Here is a 17,443-nt window from a genome sequence, read left to right on the forward strand (position 1 = left end):
GGGCTCAGTTGCCGTTGTTGAACATCTGCGCATTGCCCGGCTGGTAGCCGGAGCCGGGCGTCAGGAAGCGGCGCCGCTGCTCGCGGCCTTGTTCGGCGGCCGCGGCTTGTTCGGCAGTGGTGAGAGCGTCGGCACGGCCGTTTGCGGCCAGCAACGCGGTCAGATCGGAAAGTTGCTGGGCCTGAAGCGCAAGGAGTTGGTTTCCGGCTTGCGTTGCCTGAAGCGCGCCGGTGGCCCCCTGGCTCTGGCCGACTAGCGCCGACATCTCGGCGCGGTTGGTGTCGATGTTGCTGACCACACCGGCCTGCACGCGCATGGCGTCCTGAAGACCGCCGACCGTGTTCTGCCAGCGTTCGCGGGCGCCGGCGACAAGCGCCTGATCAGACGCCGACATCGACGCATTGCCATATTGGGTTTGAAAGGCCTGATCGATCTTCTGAACGTCGAAGGCGATGTTCTGCGCCTGGCTGAGAAGCTGCTGCGTTTTCTGGACGGACTGCTGGAGTTGCTTGAGCGAGGTATAGGGAAGGCTCGCCAGATTGCGGGCTTGGTTGATCAGCATCTGTGCTTCGTTCTGAAGCTGGGTGATCTGCTGATTGATCTGTTGGAGCGTGCGCGCCGCCGTCAGCACATTCTGGCTGTAGTTGGTCGGATCGTAGACGATACGCCATGCATGCGCAGGCCTGATCACAACAAGCGATATCATCAGGGGCGCTGCGAGAAGGGTGGCCGCGACAAGGACCGAGCGCGAGCGACGGATAATCATCGTAAATTCTCCTGTAGGGTTAGGGTGGGGACGAGGTCGATGGCCCAGGCCACATCACGATGGCGCAGCCAGGCGGCAAGGAAGCCCTCGCGGCCGTGTTCAGCGACCAAGCGCTGGATCTCGGCCTGGTCGGTTTTGGAGGAGGCGGCGCAGAGCGCCAGTGCCACGTCGGACAGGCCGAGCTCGAACAGCCGATTGCCGCGGCGGGACTGGCAGTAATAATCCCGCTTGGGCGTGGCGCGCGCGAGGATCTCGATCTGCCGGTCGTTCAGACCAAAGCGTCTGTAGATCGCCGTGATCTGTGGCTCGATCGCCCGCTCATTCGGCAACAGCAGTCGGGTCTGGCAGCTTTCGATAATGGCGGGGGCGATGGCCGAGCCGTCGATGTCCGAGAGCGATTGGGTGGCGAAGACGACGGATGCATTCTTTTTGCGCAGGGTCTTCAGCCACTCGCGAAGCTGGCCCGCAAAGCCGTCATCGTCGAGCGCCAGCCAGCCTTCGTCGATGATCAGCATGGTCGGCGAACCGTCGAGTCGATCCTCGATGCGATGAAAGAGATAGGAGAGAACGGCGGGCGCAGCCCCCGTACCGATCAGCCCCTCGGTCTCGAAGGCCTGCACGGTTGCCGCGCCGAGATGCTCGGCCTCGGCGTCGAGCAACCGGCCATAGGGACCGCCGACACAATAGGGCCGCAGCGCCTGCTTCAGATCGTTGGATTGCAGCAGGACGGCGAGGCCGGTGATGGTGCGCTCGTTCACCGGGGCGGAGGCCAGCGAGGTCAGCGCCGTCCAGATGTATTCCTTCACCTCCGGCGTGATGGTCACGCCTTCGCGGGTAAGGATCGTGACGATCCAGTCGGCTGCCCAGGCGCGCTCAGGGACATCGTGAATGCCGGCGAGCGGTTGAAGGGAAACGCTGTCGTCAGCGTCCCCGCTCAGACCGCCGCCAAGATCGTGCCAGTCCCCGCCCATCGCGAGCGCCGCCGCACGGATCGAGCCGCCGAAATCGAAGGCGAAAACCTGAGCGCCCAGATACCGGCGGAACTGCAGGGCCATCAGGGCGAGTAGGACGGACTTGCCCGCGCCCGTTGGGCCGACAATCAGGGTGTGGCCGACGTCGCCGACGTGAAGGGAAAGCCGGAACGGGGTCGAGCCTTCGGTCTTGCCGAAGAGCAGTGGGGGCGCTGCAAAATGCTCGTCCCGTTCCGGCCCCGCCCACACCGCTGAGAGCGGGATCATATGGGCGAGATTGAGCGTGGAAATCGGAGGCTGGCGGACATTGGCATAGACATGCCCGGGCAAGGAGCCGAGCCAAGCGTCCACAGCGTTGATTCCTTCTGCCATCGCCGTGAAGTCGCGACCCTGGATGACCTTTTCGACGAGTCGGAGTTTTTCGGCGGCGATCCTGGGGTCGTCGTCCCAGACTGTCACGGTCGCGGTGACGTACGCTTGTCCGGCAAAATCCGCGCCGAGCTCTTGAAGCGCCAGATCGGCATCAGCGGCCTTGTTCGACGCATCGGTGTCAACGAGAGCCGATGCCTCGTTGGTCATGATCTCCTTGAGGATCGATGCGATCGACTTGCGCTTGGCGAACCATTGCCGTCGGATCTTGACCAGCAACTTGGTGGCGTCGGTCTTGTCTAGCATTACCGCCCGCGTCGACCAGCGATAGGGAAAGGCAAGCCGGTTGAGTTCGTCTAGAATTCCGGGCGTTGTCGCAGTCGGAAAACCGACAATGGTGAGGACGCGCAGATGGGAAGCGCCCAAACGCGGTTCCAATCCGCCAGTCAGAGGCTGATCGGCCAGGAGTGCGTCCAGATACATCGGCGTTTCTGGCACGCGAACGCGGTGACGTTTGGTCGAGATGCAGCCGTGCAGATATGTCAAGGTCTCGGCATCACCGAGCCACTCGCATTCCGGCATGAAGCCGTCGACGAGTTGGATCACGCGGTCAGTGCGGTCGATGAAGCCGCGCAGAATTTCGCCCGCATCGACGCCGGTTTGCTCTCGACCCTCATAGAGCCAGCTTTCGGCACGCGCCGCATCTTCAGCCGGCGGCAGGTATAGGAAGGTCAGGAAGTAGCTGGACTCGAAATGTGTGCCATCTTCTTCGAAGCCTGCTTTGCGTTCTGCATCGATCAGGGCCGATGCGGCATCCGGAAAGCGGCTCGATGGATAGATCGCTGCGGTGTGTCGCTGCGCCTCAACGAAGATTGCCCAGCCTGAACCAAGGCGGCGGAAGGCGTTGTTGAGGCGACTTGCTACGGCCACCAGTTCGGCGGGAACGGCGCTGTCGAGATCCGGTCCACGAAATCGCGCGGTTCTCTGGAAGGAGCCGTCCTTGTTCAGCACCACACCGTCGTGGGCCAATGCTGCCCATGGCAGAAAGTCGGCGAGGCGGGTCGAGGTGCGGCGATATTCTGCGAGGTTCATCATGATGGTAGGACTCCTCAAACGCCGAGGTGACCGGGGATGCGCAGATGGCGGCGCACCACATCGACGAACATCGGATCGCGTTTAGCTGCCCAAACGGCAGCGAGGTGCCCGAGCAGCCCGAGCGCGATGCCGACCAACCAAAGTCGCAGGCCGAGGCCGAGAGCGGCGGCAAGCGTTCCGTTGACGATCGCGATTGAGCGCGGAGCGCCGCCGAGCAGAATGTGCTCGGTCAGCGCCCGGTGGACCGGCACGACGAAGCCCGGCACATCGGCCAGGTTTTCAAATGAGCCAGCCATCAGACGAGTACTCCGCCGCCAAAGCTGAAGAAGCTCAGGAAGAATGAGCTGGCAGCAAATGCTATAGAGAGACCGAAGACGATCTGGATCAGCTTCCGGGCGCCCCCAGAACTGTCGCCAAAGGCGAGCGTCAGGCCGGTGACAATGATGATGATCACTGCGATGATCTTGGCGACCGGGCCTTCGATGGATTGAAGGATGGATTGCAGCGGTGCTTCCCACGGCATGGATGAGCCGGAGGCATGGGCTGCAGGCGCCAAGAGCAAGGTCGCGTAGGTAACAGCGGCGGCCGTCGCGATGTGGCGGCGGATACGCAATGAGCGGCGGATCATTATAATTCTCCTGTTGGACTTGAGGAATGGGCTGCGGGGCTGACGCGGTAATCGCCGTCGGTGCCGAGGCCATGGACGCGGGCGAGCTCGGAAAGGCGGCGCAGGGATCCGCGGCCCGACAGCACGGCGACAAGATCGATGGTCTCTGCGATCAGTGCGCGGGGCACCGTGATGACGGCTTCCTGAATTAGTTGCTCGAGGCGCCGCAGCGCGCCGATGCCGGTGCTGGCATGGATGGTGCCGATCCCGCCGGGGTGGCCGGTTCCCCAGGCCTTCAGGAGATCAAGAGCTTCAGGGCCGCGCACTTCGCCGATCGGAATACGATCGGGCCGCAGACGTAGGGATGACCGGACGAGATCGGAGAGCGATGCCACGCCATCCTTCGTCCGCATGGCCACAAGGTTCGGCGCGGCGCATTGCAGCTCACGGGTGTCCTCGATGATGACGACCCGGTCCGAAGTCTTGGCGACTTCGGCGAGCAGCGCATTTGTGAGGGTGGTTTTGCCAGTCGAGGTGCCGCCCGCGACAAGAATATTGGCGCGAGAGGCGACGGCCTGCCGCAGCATCTCGGCCTGGTCGGCATCCATGATCCCGGCGGCGACATAATCGTCGAGGGTGAAAACGGCGACGGCGGGTTTGCGGATCGCAAAGCTCGGGGCAGCGACAACAGGGGGTAGAAGGCCTTCGAACCGCTCTCCCGTTTCGGGGAGTTCGGCTGAGACACGAGGAGCGCCGGAATGCACTTCGGCGCCGACATGGTGCGCCACCAGACGGACGATCCGTTCGCCATCCGCAGGTGACAGGCGCTCACCGGTATCGGCGAGGCCTTCGGAAAGCCGGTCGATCCAGAGCCGGCCGTCAGGATTGAGCATCACCTCGACGATCGACGGGTCTTCCAGAAACCGGGCGATGGCGGGGCCGAGGGCGGTGCGCAGCATGCGCGCGCCCCGCGTGATCGCCTCAGATTTCCGGTGATTTTCCGCCATGTCGTCCCCTTGCGTTCAGGGACCGTTCGGCAAGCCCTGGATCGGGGACGATTAAAAGAGCCAGAAATTAGGCTGATTCAACAAGTGTTTGGTGTCGTAGTAGTGTAGCGTGCAAATACAGGAGAAAGGCGGGATGCTCCTTTTGCCGAGGTAGCAATAACGTCCGGGTATTGCGCGAATCATGCAACGATGGAGGATCCTTATTCATGTCGTACATAACTTCTGGCAATGCACAGCATTAAGGCGACAGCCGGAAGTTTGCCGTCAATAGCGAGTATACCATGCCGAAATCGGCTGATGCGATCACCGAAGCATCTCAGGCCGGTAATGGTGTTCTTGAGGTTGGCAAGGAAAGCGGCGGTTCATCAGCCGGAAGGTGGCTTGAAATGTCAGTTTCGGGATTATCGCGACCAATATAGGGAACGCCATGCTGTTCAAGAGCCGGTTTCTCGACGGTATCAAGACGGGCAGGATAACGCTTTCCTTTTCCTGCAGCAGGCTTGCGGCTAGGGCGAGGCCGAAAAAGGGTTGGAGCAATTGTAGTTGTCCCACGGCAGCTATGCCACCCTGCGCCAGTCCGCGATACCAGAACACGAAGCCAATCAACATGCTGAACAGCGATACATAGGCGAGTGAGGCCCAGGCCGCACCGCTGATGCTCGCAAGCGATGGCGGCATGGTGAATACCGTCAGGATCAGCATAATCGGCAAGGACAGGACGGGCGCCCAGGAAATCACCTGCCAGCCGCCAAGCTGACGCGACAGCTTAGCACCTTCAGCATAGCCAAGGCCGCATACGATGATCGCGGCCAGCATGAGCAGGTTGTCAGTGGGAGAGCCGGTAATTCCTTGCGACAAGGCGAATCCTGCGACGAGGGCGCTGCCGAGACAGGAGAAAAGCCAGAAGGCAGGGCGTGGACGCTCGCCGCCTCGCAGAACCCCGAAAATCGCCGTCGCCAGCGGCAACAAGCCGATGAAGACGATGGAGTGAGCGGAAAAGCTGAGATACTCGGCAACCGCAAGTGTCTGAACCAATGCGGTCATGGGGATGCTGATGCGGCCACGTAAAAGCAAAGGCGCGGGTGTGGCTTCCGACTCTCTGCTGTTTCGTCTGCGCCGCATGGGGTTGTGCCTAGCCCGATATGGAGCCTCACCCGTAACGGCTGAACACCAGCGCCGCGTTGACGCCGCCGAACCCGAAAGCGTTGGACAGAACATGATCGACCTTGGCCGGGCGTGCGCCATAGGAAAGCAGATCAAATCCTTCCGCGTCCGGCATTGGTTTGTCGATATTGAGGCTTGCCGGAAGTATCTGGTTCTGAATTGCGAGAACCGAATAGACCGCCTCTATCGCGCCTGCGGCCCCGAGCATGTGCCCGGTCGCTGATTTGGTCGATCCAACGGGCGTGTTCCTCTTGCCTGCTCCAAAGACCTTTTCCAACGCGGCCAGTTCAGCAGCATCGCCAACCGGCGTGGAGGTTGCATGAGCGTTGACATAGCCGATGGCATCGCTATCGATTCCAGCCATCGCGAGTGCGATTTCCATCGCCCTTGCCGCCTCACGCCCATCGGGCCATCCGGCCGTGACATGATGGGCGTCGGTTGTGGTGCCGTATCCTGACAAGATTGCCAGCGGACGCGCGCCGCGCCGCGCCGCGTGGCTAAAGCGTTCGATAACCAGCATGGCGGCTCCTTCAGAGAGCACAAAGCCATCGTGGTCGGCATCGAAGGGTCGTGAAGCCCGATGAGGTTCGTCGTTGAAGTTGAAGGAGAGCGCCTTTGCAGCGGTGAACCCGCCAATAGCAACAGGATCGACGCACGCCTCCGTGCCGCCACACAAAGCGATGTCGGCCTCGCCGGTGCGGATCAGCCGGAGGGCATCGCCAATCGCCTGCGCGGATGCGGCGCAGGCCGTAACCGGCGCACCAGCAGGTCCGTGAAAGCCAAAACGGATGGCGATTTGCCCGGTTGCGAGGTTCGGCAGAAACGACGGCACCACGAACGGAGAAAGGCGGCGCACCCCTTCGGTGCGGATGGTCTCGGCCGCACCCGTGATCGCCGGAACACCGCCCACCCCGGTTCCGATGACCGTGGCTGTGCGTATCCTGTCCTCGGCGCTTTCTGGATGCCAGCCCGCCTGATCCAATGCTTCTCGTGCGGCAGCCATCGCATAGTGAATGAACAGATCGGTTCGGCGCAAATCCCGTGGGTCCATTACCGTTTCCGGGTCAAAGCCTTCGGCGTCTTCCGCCTGGCTGGGCACAAGGCCCGCGATCCGGCATTTCCATCCATCCGTCTCAAAGCGCGTGTTCGTCCTGACGCCGGATTGTCCCGCGATAAGCCTTTTCCAGTTCGTGGCGACGCCGGCCCCGAGGGGAGACACCGCGCCAAGCCCGGTTATGACAATAGGTTCATGCATCGAACGCCCTCATGTGTATATACACACCATATAGCACATGAGTGGGTTTAGGCAATCCCGTAGGTTCTCGCGCCGCCTATAGGTGTTTGGCGACTCGAAGGTAGGTCTCGGCATCCTGATCCGAGAGACCTTCCATGAGTTCGGACTGGGCTTGCTGCCATTCCGGCAGAAGGCGATCCAGCACCGTGTCTCCCGACTCTGTCAGTTCACAAAGGCGAGCGTTGCCGACCGCACCCGAGACACGCCGCACAAGCCCCTTGCGTTCAAGAAGATCGAGGTTCCGTGTCAGGCTCGTGCGATCCAAAAACACCCGCTGCGCCAGCGTCGCGACCGGCTCGCCCGGATAGAAGCGGATCGCTGCGAGTAGCCAGAATTGCTGAGCCGTGACGCCGAACGGTTTCAGCTTCGCATCATACCGCCGCAGCAACGTGCGGGCGGCTGCGATGGTGTTCAGAACGAGGCACTTCGAGAGGTCGTTAGGTAAAGTCATGCCGAACGTTACCATAACCCGCGCTGGCTAAGTCAATCGGTGTCGATGATGGCGTCTCGATGTTCGCATGTAGGCATCCGCTACTCTATCTAAAATCAGCCAAAAACAAGGTATTTTTAGACAATAGTTCCTATAGAAACCGAGCAACACCAATGGTTTGATGGGACCAGCGGCGCTATGGGGGGCAAAAATGGGGTACCATTCGTGGCGCACCTAAACAGTGTGCAGACAACGATATTTTCTAGAACATCAGCGACGTAGCGCCATCATCTTGGAATCTGTCGCGAAAATCCCAAAACCTGCGACACCAGAAACTCAATCGAGCGATGCGCCCTCATCGGGAAGGCTGTGGTCAACCATTCTGGGGTCAGTTCGCATCTAGTTTTAGCTCGAACCAATCCCGCCTTCTGTGCAACGCCGCGCTCCCCGCCGAAAAGGCGTTCCTCGCCACTTTAGGGTCCGCCATTGCATAGGCTACGGCGCGATCCGGCCGAAGCTCCTTCTTCGCCTTTCGGCCTCACGGGCCAGCAAGGACCTTCTCTGACAACTTGCGGGACGGCTTTCCCACGAATGCTGAGTTAGCTTCTGTCATTCAGGGACATCACCGGCAACATCATCGGGAATTTCACGCAGAAAGCTCTGTCCCTTCTGAAGGCGCACGCCGAGGGTCTCGATGAAGCCCTCGTAGCGTTCCCGGCCTTTGGCCTGAGCGGCAGCGTGCGCATCGCTTGGCAAGGGCGGTGTGATGGTCAGCCAGAAGCGAACGAACAGCGCCACGGTTTCGGCGGTGACGCCAAGGTCGCGTTCGATCCGCTGGACCTGCCTGGAAAGTCTGTCCATGCGGCGCGCGAAAGCGGCCTCGCGCCGGTCGGCGTTGTCGGGTGAAAGAAAGGACGCAACGGCCGCTTCGACGATCGCTGAGCGCGAGATGCTCTTGCGCTCAGACAGGTCTCTGATCTGCTCGATCATCTCTACAGGCAAGGTGAGGTTAAGGCGGTCACGCATGGTCACAGATCCATATTGTCGTTGGGGTTCATCGACACCTGCCGGGCGATGCCGGTCATCTGCCGGCGCAGAACCTGGCGCTGGCGGGCGGCGTCTTCCGGTTCGTCATCTAGTAGGACAGAAAATTCCTCGGACGGGTTCGGATCTCTCGTCTCTTTGACGATGGCGACGTGATCCGGCAGTTCCGGCTCGCGGCGCAGTCCGCTGTTGGCGGCATCCTTTTCCGTCTTCTGGATTTCAGCGAGCAGACGAGCATCCGGCGCTTGCGGTTTCAATTCCGTCCAGGCGTCTTTACGGGTGGTTCGTCGGGTCTTGGCCGGATCGGGTGGGGGCAATACGCGCTCGTTGAAGCGTCTGTCCTCGTAGTATCGGGCCTTCTTCGCCCGAACGGGCGGCGTTGCCGCCAGCATGACGATTTCATCGTCGGGCGGGAGCTGCATGATCTCGCCAGGAGTGAGGAGCTGGCGCGCGGTTTCCGAGCGCGAGACCATCAGATGCCCGAGCCAGGGCGATAGGCGATGCCCGGCATAGTTCTTCATCGCCTTCATCTCGGTGGCGGTGCCGAGCGCATCGGAGACGCGCTTCGCCGTCCGTTCGTCGTTGGTGGCGAAGGAGACACGCACATGGCAGTTGTCGAGGATCGAGTTGTTGGCGCCGTAAGCCTTTTCGATTTGGTTCAGCGACTGGGCGATGAGGAATGCCTTGAGCCCATAGCCTGCCATGAAGGCCAGAGCGCTCTCGAAGAAGTCGAGACGGCCGAGGGCCGGAAATTCGTCCAGCATCATCAGCACGCGATGCCGACGCTCCTTGGTGTGAAGGTCTTCCGTCAGGCGCCGCCCGATCTGGTTAAGGACAAGGCGGATGAGCGGCTTGGTCCGCGAAATGTCAGATGGTGGCACGACTAGGTAAAGCGTGGCCGGTCGGTCGTCCTCGATGAGGTCCGCGATGCGCCAGTCGCAGCGGCTTGTCACCTCGGCGACAACAGGATCGCGATAGAGGCCGAGGAACGACATGGCGGTGGACAACACGCCGGAACGTTCATTGTCGGATTTGTTGAGCAACTCGCGCGCCGTGGATGCGATGACCGGATGCGGGCCTTTTTCGCGGAGATGCGGCGTGGTCATCATCGCCGCCAGTGTCGTCTCGATCGGGCGCTTAGGGTCGGACAGGAATCCCGCGACACCGGCGAGCGTCTTGTCCTTCTCGGCATAGAGGACGTGGAGGATCGCACCAACCAGCAGCGAGTGGCTTGTCTTCTCCCAGTGGTTGCGTTTTTCCAGCGAACCTTCCGGATCGACCAACACGTCGGCGACGTTCTGTACGTCGCGCACTTCCCATTCGCCGCGGCGCACCTCGAGCAGGGGATTGTAGGCGGCTGATTTGACGTTGGTCGGATCAAACAGAAGCACGCGGCCGTGCTTTGAGCGGAAGCCGGCGGTGAGCTGCCAGTTCTCGCCCTTGATGTCGTGAACGACAACTGAGCCCGGCCAGGTCAGGAGGGTCGGGACGACGAGTCCGACGCCCTTGCCGGATCGCGTCGGCGCAAAGCACAACACATGCTCCGGACCATCGTGGCGGATGTAGTCGCGGTCGAGCTTGCCGAGCACTACGCCATCCGGGCTGAGCAAACCCGCAGCCTTGATCTCCTGTGGGTTTGCCCATCGTGCCGAACCATAGGTCTCGATGTTCTTGGCTTCACGGGCACGCCATACCGACATGCCGATGGCGACAGCGATAGCGATGAAGCCGCCGGATGCTGCGATCATGCCACCTTTGGCGAAGATATCTGGGGCGTAGGCGTCGAAGAAGTACCACCACCAGAAGATGGCGGGCGGATAATAGAAGGGCATATCGCCGAACGCGAACCAGGGTGTCCCAAGCTGCGCCTGAAACCCGAGCTGCCAGGCAACATATTGTGTGGCTCCCCAGGTGGTGAACAGCACGATCAGGAAGACGATGAGTATTTGGCCCCAGAGGATTTTGGTTGCGGACATTATCGTGGTCCTTGTCTGTTGGGGTTGAGGGTCACAGGCCAAGCGCGCGCTGGCGGCCGAGGCTCCAGTCGATCCCTCCGCCGCTTTTGGCGACGCCGACGATGTGCTGGCCGAGTTTCTTTTCCAGCGGCGGGGTCCAGGGGACGAGCTGGAAGCCAAGTCCGTTGTCGATCATGGCGAAGCGGCCGGAGGAGAGGGCGAGCCGCTGGCGGTAGATGCCGGTGACGTGCTCGCCGGCCTGCGCTTTCTGGAAGGCGAGCCCGGTTTCGGTGGCCAACTTTGCCCCAACGGCATCTAGCTCGCGCTGGCGCAGGGTATTGAGAAGATCGCGCTGCAGGATGATACGCTGATCTTGGCGGCGGGCGAGGCCTTCCTCGGCCAGATGCTCAGCGCGTGCCTGCATCGCCTCGCGGACCTCGCTTCCGAAGCCGCCGGCGGACATGGGCATTGGCTCGCGTTCGACCAGGCGATGATCGAGCCAGGTGGCGCCGGGCGCGGTGATTTGCCGGTTGAGGTCGAGATCGGATCTGTTGGCGAGCACAAGTGTCGGGCGGTCATCATCGGGGCCGCCGAAGCGCCTGACTTCCACGATGCCGCCGATGGCAGGGGAATGCTCGAAGGCCTCGATGCCGCGGAAGCGTACATGATGGGCGCGGCCGTCGGTGGCATCGATGACGGCGTAGGCTTCGCCGGTGAGTTCGTCGTGCAGGCCGCGATCCACGAGCCGGCCCATGACGGGCGAGCCTGCCGTGCCATCGATCACATAGTCGGTGAAACCGCGATCCTGTCCGCGCTCTGTGAAGGCACGGTGCATGGTTTTGATGATGTCGCCGCGCATGCCGAGATCGCGCAGGGATTTTTCCGCCTCGAGGCCTACCATCCATTCGCCGGGACTGGCGGGCGCGGCGAGGCCCATCTTCTCCAGATGCTGAAGTCGCCCGACCATGAGACGGCGTAACGATGGATCGGACACGCCGGGCGCCTCCGGCCGCAGATCGATCAAGCCGGTTTCGTCGGCGGCGAGGCGGATCTCGACATCGAGGCGGGTCCAGCGTTCTGCCGTGACTTCCTTTTCCAGCGCGCTGCGGATCTCGTGCTCGGGTTTGGGGCCGAGTTCGATGGAGACCAGATCCTCGGCGCGGGAGCGCAGGCCGCGGCTGATATAATCGCGTGAGATCACCAGATCGGCGCCGGTCTGGTCGACACCGCGCACGATAAGATGGACGTGGGGATTGTCGGTGTTCCAGTGATCGACGGCCGCCCAGTCGAGTTTGGTGCCGAGGTCGGATTCCATCTGCCGCGCAAGGTCACGGGTGAACTCGCGCAGATCGGTCATGTCGGCCGCGTCTTCAGGCGAGATGATGAAGCGGAAATGGTGCCGGTCGTCTTTGCACCGATCAGAGAAGGCGAGATCGTCAGCGCGCTCGTTCTCGGCGTCAAACATCACGCCTTTCTCTCCGTCCCGGCTCACGCCCTCGCGCTTGAGGTAGGAGAGGTGGGCTGACAGGGGCGCCGAGCGAAACGACTTGCCTTGATGGCGGACGACGCGGGCCTTCACTACGACACGGCGGGAAGAGCTGAACAGACGGTTGCGGCTGAAGCTGCCGCGGCCGCGGCCGAAAGTCGAGCGGCCATAACCGGAAGCGCGCTTGCCGGAGGCCGACGGCGAAGCGACATGCCCAGACTTCTTCGCGGCGCGCAGCACCTGGTTGATGAAGCTCTTTGGCTTGCCGGCACGGGGGCTCTTGATGCGCCCAGGACGGACGCGGAATTCGCTGTCGCCCTCGCTCATGACGCAGCTCTCGCAAGCCAAAAGCAGGAGGCGTGCATAAAGGGGTCTTGAAATTGCTTGAAAAAACCGTGCAGCATGCACGCGACCGACCGCCATGCACGAAAAAACGCCAGTCTCGTCAGAGACTTACAGAGTTTCGGGCATGGCCTTTTATCTCGCCGTCCTTCTGTCGTTCCTTCCTGCTCTCCCCCCAATTCCACACAGCCCTCTCCAGACCACGCCACGCTGCGCCAGACCACGAGACTCTTCATGGCCGGTCTCCATCACCGGGCCGAGCGACAAACAGGTCGCCAGATTGCAGTGCATCGGCGGGGTCAGCGTGCCCGGCCTGCGCAGCGGCCATGCCGTTGGAGTGCTCGGCTTGCGACGGTTGCCTTGCATCCGAAGTGCTGAAAGACGGCGTGACGAAGAGCGGTGCTTGGCGCCATGCGTTCGGATTGGAGGTGGCGACGACGGTTTTTCCTCGCGTCGCCGGTGCAAGTTCACCGCCACCGACAAGGGGCGCGAGGGTCGCGACATAGGCGCGGGTTTCCGCCGGAAGGCGACGGCCTGCGAGGTATTCATCGTAGCGTCCGGGACCGGCATTATAGGCCGCCAGAAATCCCGGCGAACCGTAGCGATCGTGCATTTCGCGCAGATAAGCGGTGCCTGCGAGGATGTTGTCGCGGGGATCGTATGGGTCACGGCCGAGGCCATAACGGATACGCAGCTCCGCCCAGGTATCAGGCATGACCTGCATCAGGCCCATCGCGCCCGCAGACGATATTGCGCGCACATCGCCGGCGCTTTCGACGCGGCGAACGGCGCGTATCCAGTGCTCGGGGATGCCGAAACGCTGCGAAGCTTCGGTAACGAAACCGGCATGCGGATCGGCGACTGAGGACCTGATGTGCGGGGCGCTTTGCGCCTGCACCTCGACCGACGGCGTTGCAGAAAGGCAGAGGCCGGAAAGGAGAAGAGGGATGATGCGCCGGGCAGCGCGAGGCCGCCAGGCTAACATCAGTGGTACGGGGTTCGGACGAAGGATTCGCATGATCTATTCCCGTTCGCCGCGCTTTTGCGGACGGTTCCAGTGTAGGGACCATGAGGTTGCATCCGCGCCGTTCTGGAACAGGCGCGCGCGGATCGGCTGTGGGAAGGTCGGATCATCGATGAGCAGCGATAGATACTCGCCGGCCTTCTCGCTGGTCTCCGTCCAGGCCGCCCCGATCTCTGGCGCATTGTCGTCAGCGCCATGGTGGACCCGGTAGTTCGGTGCGTTCTCCACTTCCGAGGGTTCGACAGGGAGAATGGTGATTTCACGGTAGAGGGTGAGCGTATGAATGCGGCCCGTGAAACCAAATTCTTCGCGCGTGAATTCGCCGATTTGCGGCATGGCGATGTCCTTTCATCGTGCGGTGGGGATGGGATCGGCGGGCGTTACGCGCGCCGAAGGCGTGACGCTCACCGCGTTGGCGTCCGCCATTCGAAGCGGCCTTCGCCGTCATTGTCGGTCCACAGCGGAACCGCGCGACCGATGATCGAACTGGAAGGAATCGAGCCGAAATACCGACCGTCGAGGCTGTCGGGCACCTCCCAGTTCATCAGGAAAATCTCGCTGTCCGCGATCACGCGGCAGCCCTGCCAGACGGGCAGTGGTCGGCCAATGCGGTCGTGTTCGAGCGCCGTTCCCATCTCCACGTCATCGACCGTGATGAGGAGATTCATGCGGCACACGGTCTGTCCGGGCAGGCCCAGAACGCGCTTCAGGAGTGGCGTTCCGCGCGGCAGATAGCCGCCATCTGTCAGGAAGGTGGCGAGCGGTTCGGGCGCATCGACCGCAACCAGTTCGGTCACATCGAGGCCATCGGCCGGTTCGACGGTATAGAAGCCGATCGGCGCGCTGGCGGATGCGTTCCAAATTAGCTTCGGCCCGTTGGATACGAACGACAGCCCAGCAACGGCGAGCACGGAGAAATACGTCGTCATGACGTAGCCGAAGCGGGTCATGGAGCGATCCTCCGGCGCTTCAACCAGGCCCGATGCTGGTCGTGGCTGTAAGCGCGCGGTTGATGGCCGGCGGTCAGGCGGTTGTGGACGTGCCGCCAATAGTCGGGCGCTGCATCGGCAGGGGCGATGCCCATCGCCTCGATGGCGTCGACCAGGTGCAGCACAGTCTCGACTTTTGGCCAGCCTTCGATCTTCAGCAGAATGTCGCCGCCGGGACGCACGAAGGGCAGTGTCTGATAGGCCTCACCGGGTGCAATTGCGCGCACGATGTCGATGCGCGAAATGATCGTGCCGAAGTCGTTCGAAGCCCAGCGGACGAACGCGAAGATCGTGTCTGGCTGAAACGAAAGGATACGACGACGACGATCAAGGATTGTTTCGCGCGTATGCTGGCCGAACCTGATCCAGTATTCGATCTTCTTTTCGATCCACGTCAGTTCGACGTGGGTCAGGTGGTCTGGTGATACGGGCAACGGCACTGCGCTGCCGCGCATGCGGGAGGCCGCAGTGCCGGTCATGAAGGATCTCCTGAAGGTGGCGGGAATTCGCGCGCGAGCAGATCGCGCAGCATTTCCGTGACGGTTGTACCGCGCTCGAATGCGGTGATCTTGATGCGCCCGCGCAGCTCGGGCGTGATGTCGATGGTCAGTCGGGCGGTAAAGCCAGCGTCGCGAGACGGTAGAGACGGCGTCGCTTCCAGCGACTTGATCCAGCTTTCCGGATCAGCAGGACGCGCTGCAAAGCTACGCTTGCGGGGCTGGCCGGTCATGGCGCCAACCTCCGCACTTCGGCGGCGAGGGCTGCGATCTCGCGGGCGGCCGTGCTGTCATGGTTGGCTTCGATGACCAGGCGGCCAGACTGCGCCATGTCGGCGAAGGCGACACGCTGGCCGACGGTCGAAGTCAGCAAGGGCGGATCGTGATCCGCAAGCGTCTCGGCCGTCTCACGGGCGATGACGGTGCGGGCGCCGCAGCGGTTGAGGACGAAGCGGGCGACCAGCTGCGGGCGATAGATGCGCGCCTCGTTCAGAAGCGCCAGCATCTCGGCTGAAGCCCATCCGTCGAGCGGCGATGGTTGCACCGGGATCAGCACAAGATCGGCGGCGAGGAGAGCAGAGCGCATCAACCCGGCGACACGGGGCGGACCGTCGATGATGACATGATCGACATCACGGGCCAGCTCGGGCGCTTCCCGGTGCAGCGTGTCACGCGCAAGACCTACAATGCCAAACAGGCGTGGCAGGCCCTCGCGTGAGCGCTGCTGTGACCAGTCTAGTGCCGACCCCTGCGGATCGGCATCGATCAGGGTGACGCGCTTGCCTTTGGCCGCCCATTGACCGGCGAGATGTAGAGCGAGCGTCGTCTTTCCAACGCCGCCTTTCTGATTGAGGAGCGCGACAATCATTCCGCCCCTCCCGGCTCTTTGCCAAAGGAGAGTTTCAGGTTGTCGGAAGAAGACCGGTCAAGAAGGCCGGCTTCAAGGAAAGCCGGAGCAGAGGTGGAGTTTTCTCGGACTGATTTATTGGCTTTTTCAGGCCGGTCAGCGATGTTTTCCACATCGCGCGCGCGCTCTTCAGAGTTAGATTCTTGGTTAGACTCTAAGTTAAGGGCCGGATTTTGTGTTTTATTGTCGTAGGTTATGCCCGTTTTGGGTTCCCGATAGCACGAGCCCCCGGTTCCCGATAGCACGACACGTCGGGTTCCTGATAGCACGAGGCTATCCACAGATTGTCCACAGGGCGGTGACGGCTCAAAGGCGAGCAGATTGCGACCGCCGATTTCGGCCTCAAGGAAGAGCGTGTAGCCAGGCAATGGCTGGCGCCGGATGATGTCGCGCAGCTCGAAGGCGAAGCGCTTGAATGGCGACAGGCTGCCCGACTTCTGATGGAGATGTCGGAAGTCGAAGCGCCAGCCATTGCGCTGATGCCCGCCATGTTTGCGCACGATGCGGTAGAGCCAGCGGTCAAGGCCGCCGGTGAGATCGAAATAGGTGCGGTCGATCGTGAGGACGAGCGCGTCGTCGAGAACTGCGCGATAGAACCAGTCAGGCACGATCAGTTCGAGGCCCGCGGGCTTGCCGTAGCGGTCGGTGCGCTCCTGCCATTCGTTGATCCAGGAGAAGCGATGGCGGCGCCCTTCGGTCAGCTGGCGGATCGATGTCGCGACCGTCGTGGATTGCAAGCGATCCAGCGCTGCCTTCAGGCGCTGGTAATCGCGAAGCGAGACGCCACGACCGATAAAATTGAGGATTTCGTAGGGTGTGGCCGCCATGAGGCGCGAGGTGCGCAGGCCCTTGTCGCGGGCTTCAACGATCTGGCTCGCGGCCCAGATCAGGATGTCCGCATCCCAGATCGTGGCCATGCCATGATCGGGAACGGCTTCGACCCGGATCGAAACGCTACCGGCGACGAAATCGATTGGCGCGATTCGGTGAGATTTTGAGAGGGAGAAAAACGGATAGGCCATGAGATCCTGCGCGTCTCTTGGAGCGAAGTCGCCGGGGAGTGCGTGAAACAGATCGAGCTGTCCGCGCTCCGGGGATGGGCGATGTCGCGCCGTCATGATGAGGGGAACCGCGTGGATCAGCGGGCGTGACGGCTGGCATGGACTGCCGGCGTGGTCTCATGGCGCTTGGCCGGAAGGACGCTGCCGCGTGGATCGGACGTCGACGTGACGGCACCGCGCCCGGCCCAGGCCTGCAGCTCATCAATGGCGTAAACGACGCGACCGCCTAACTTGCGATAGGAGGGCCCCGTTCCGTAGGTGCGATGCTTTTCCAGCGTGCGAGCTGAGAGACTGAGAAACTCGGCGGCTTCCTTGGTGCGAAGGAAGCGGGGCGGGAGTGTCGCAAGATCGGATTTCATGGTGGCCTCCGTGGGGTTCTCTGGAGCCGCCGGTGTTCGGCGGTGGACGAGGGCCACGATGGCGGAGAACAATTGG

The 17,443-nt window shown here is 62.1% G+C and carries 18 protein-coding genes and 2 pseudogenes; all 20 read right to left on the bottom strand.

Annotation, left to right across the window (positions count from 1 at the left end; all coding sequences use genetic code 11):
* Positions 1-4 precede the first annotated feature (4 nt).
* Positions 5-766: a P-type conjugative transfer protein TrbJ gene (trbJ, locus tag ACSQ3I_RS24780; protein ID WP_062425037.1), complete on the bottom strand. Its 762-nt coding sequence runs from the start codon at positions 764-766 to the stop codon at positions 5-7.
* Positions 763-3,201, bottom strand: coding sequence for a conjugal transfer protein TrbE (gene trbE / locus ACSQ3I_RS24785; RefSeq protein WP_062425036.1), 2,439 nt, complete (start codon positions 3,199-3,201; stop codon positions 763-765). Before trbE ends, trbJ begins: the two co-directional genes overlap by 4 nt.
* A 14-nt stretch (positions 3,202-3,215) precedes the next feature.
* Complete coding sequence (locus ACSQ3I_RS24790) at positions 3,216-3,497, bottom strand: VirB3 family type IV secretion system protein (RefSeq protein ID WP_062425035.1); 282 nt, start codon at positions 3,495-3,497, stop codon at positions 3,216-3,218.
* On the bottom strand, positions 3,497-3,829 hold the full coding sequence (locus ACSQ3I_RS24795; RefSeq protein ID WP_062425034.1) for a TrbC/VirB2 family protein: 333 nt from the start codon (positions 3,827-3,829) through the stop codon (positions 3,497-3,499). Before ACSQ3I_RS24795 ends, ACSQ3I_RS24790 begins: the two co-directional genes overlap by 1 nt.
* A complete protein-coding gene (gene trbB, locus ACSQ3I_RS24800; protein WP_062425033.1) occupies positions 3,829-4,815 on the bottom strand; it encodes a P-type conjugative transfer ATPase TrbB in 987 nt (328 codons plus the stop codon). The genes ACSQ3I_RS24795 and trbB overlap by 1 nt, the downstream gene beginning before the upstream one ends.
* 303 nt (positions 4,816-5,118) lie before the next feature.
* Positions 5,119-5,811, bottom strand: a pseudogene (locus ACSQ3I_RS24805) (DMT family transporter); the annotation flags it as partial.
* Positions 5,812-5,965: 154 nt separating this feature from the next.
* Entirely contained in the window at positions 5,966-7,234 is a 1,269-nt protein-coding gene (fabF, locus tag ACSQ3I_RS24810) for a beta-ketoacyl-ACP synthase II (RefSeq protein ID WP_062425032.1), read from the bottom strand.
* Positions 7,235-7,310: 76 nt separating this feature from the next.
* Positions 7,311-7,724, bottom strand: coding sequence for a MarR family winged helix-turn-helix transcriptional regulator (locus tag ACSQ3I_RS24815; RefSeq protein ID WP_062425062.1), 414 nt, complete (start codon positions 7,722-7,724; stop codon positions 7,311-7,313).
* Between the two features lie 367 nt (positions 7,725-8,091).
* Positions 8,092-8,226 (bottom strand): annotated as a pseudogene (locus tag ACSQ3I_RS24820) (DUF930 domain-containing protein); the annotation flags it as partial.
* An 86-nt stretch (positions 8,227-8,312) separates the two neighbouring features.
* Entirely contained in the window at positions 8,313-8,729 is a 417-nt protein-coding gene (locus ACSQ3I_RS24825; protein ID WP_062425031.1) for a ribbon-helix-helix protein, CopG family, read from the bottom strand.
* Positions 8,730-8,731: 2 nt separating this feature from the next.
* On the bottom strand, positions 8,732-10,723 hold the full coding sequence (locus ACSQ3I_RS24830) for a conjugal transfer protein TraG (protein WP_062425030.1): 1,992 nt from the start codon (positions 10,721-10,723) through the stop codon (positions 8,732-8,734).
* 31 nt (positions 10,724-10,754) lie between these two features.
* A complete protein-coding gene (locus tag ACSQ3I_RS24835) occupies positions 10,755-12,515 on the bottom strand; it encodes a relaxase/mobilization nuclease domain-containing protein (RefSeq protein WP_062425029.1) in 1,761 nt (586 codons plus the stop codon).
* 247 nt (positions 12,516-12,762) lie between these two features.
* Entirely contained in the window at positions 12,763-13,548 is a 786-nt protein-coding gene (locus ACSQ3I_RS24840; protein WP_062425028.1) for a lytic transglycosylase domain-containing protein, read from the bottom strand.
* Positions 13,549-13,551: 3 nt separating this feature from the next.
* Positions 13,552-13,890, bottom strand: a complete 339-nt coding sequence (locus ACSQ3I_RS24845) for a DUF736 domain-containing protein (protein WP_062425027.1) — start codon at positions 13,888-13,890, stop codon at positions 13,552-13,554.
* 68 nt (positions 13,891-13,958) lie between these two features.
* Positions 13,959-14,504, bottom strand: coding sequence for a S26 family signal peptidase (locus ACSQ3I_RS24850; protein ID WP_062425026.1), 546 nt, complete (start codon positions 14,502-14,504; stop codon positions 13,959-13,961).
* A complete protein-coding gene (locus tag ACSQ3I_RS24855; protein ID WP_062425025.1) occupies positions 14,501-15,022 on the bottom strand; it encodes a DUF2840 domain-containing protein in 522 nt (173 codons plus the stop codon). Before ACSQ3I_RS24855 ends, ACSQ3I_RS24850 begins: the two co-directional genes overlap by 4 nt.
* Positions 15,019-15,273: a hypothetical protein gene (locus ACSQ3I_RS24860; protein ID WP_062425024.1), complete on the bottom strand. Its 255-nt coding sequence runs from the start codon at positions 15,271-15,273 to the stop codon at positions 15,019-15,021. Before ACSQ3I_RS24860 ends, ACSQ3I_RS24855 begins: the two co-directional genes overlap by 4 nt.
* Complete coding sequence (gene parA, locus ACSQ3I_RS24865; protein WP_062425023.1) at positions 15,270-15,908, bottom strand: ParA family partition ATPase; 639 nt, start codon at positions 15,906-15,908, stop codon at positions 15,270-15,272. Before parA ends, ACSQ3I_RS24860 begins: the two co-directional genes overlap by 4 nt.
* A complete protein-coding gene (locus tag ACSQ3I_RS24870) occupies positions 15,905-17,065 on the bottom strand; it encodes a replication initiator protein A (RefSeq protein ID WP_082546386.1) in 1,161 nt (386 codons plus the stop codon). Before ACSQ3I_RS24870 ends, parA begins: the two co-directional genes overlap by 4 nt.
* 20 nt (positions 17,066-17,085) lie before the next feature.
* A complete protein-coding gene (locus tag ACSQ3I_RS24875) occupies positions 17,086-17,367 on the bottom strand; it encodes a helix-turn-helix transcriptional regulator (protein WP_062425021.1) in 282 nt (93 codons plus the stop codon).
* Positions 17,368-17,443: the final 76 nt, after the last annotated feature.

The sequence above is a fragment of the Rhizobium sp. LjRoot30 genome, assembly GCF_964253915.1.
In the GTDB taxonomy this organism is placed as follows: domain Bacteria; phylum Pseudomonadota; class Alphaproteobacteria; order Rhizobiales; family Rhizobiaceae; genus Metarhizobium.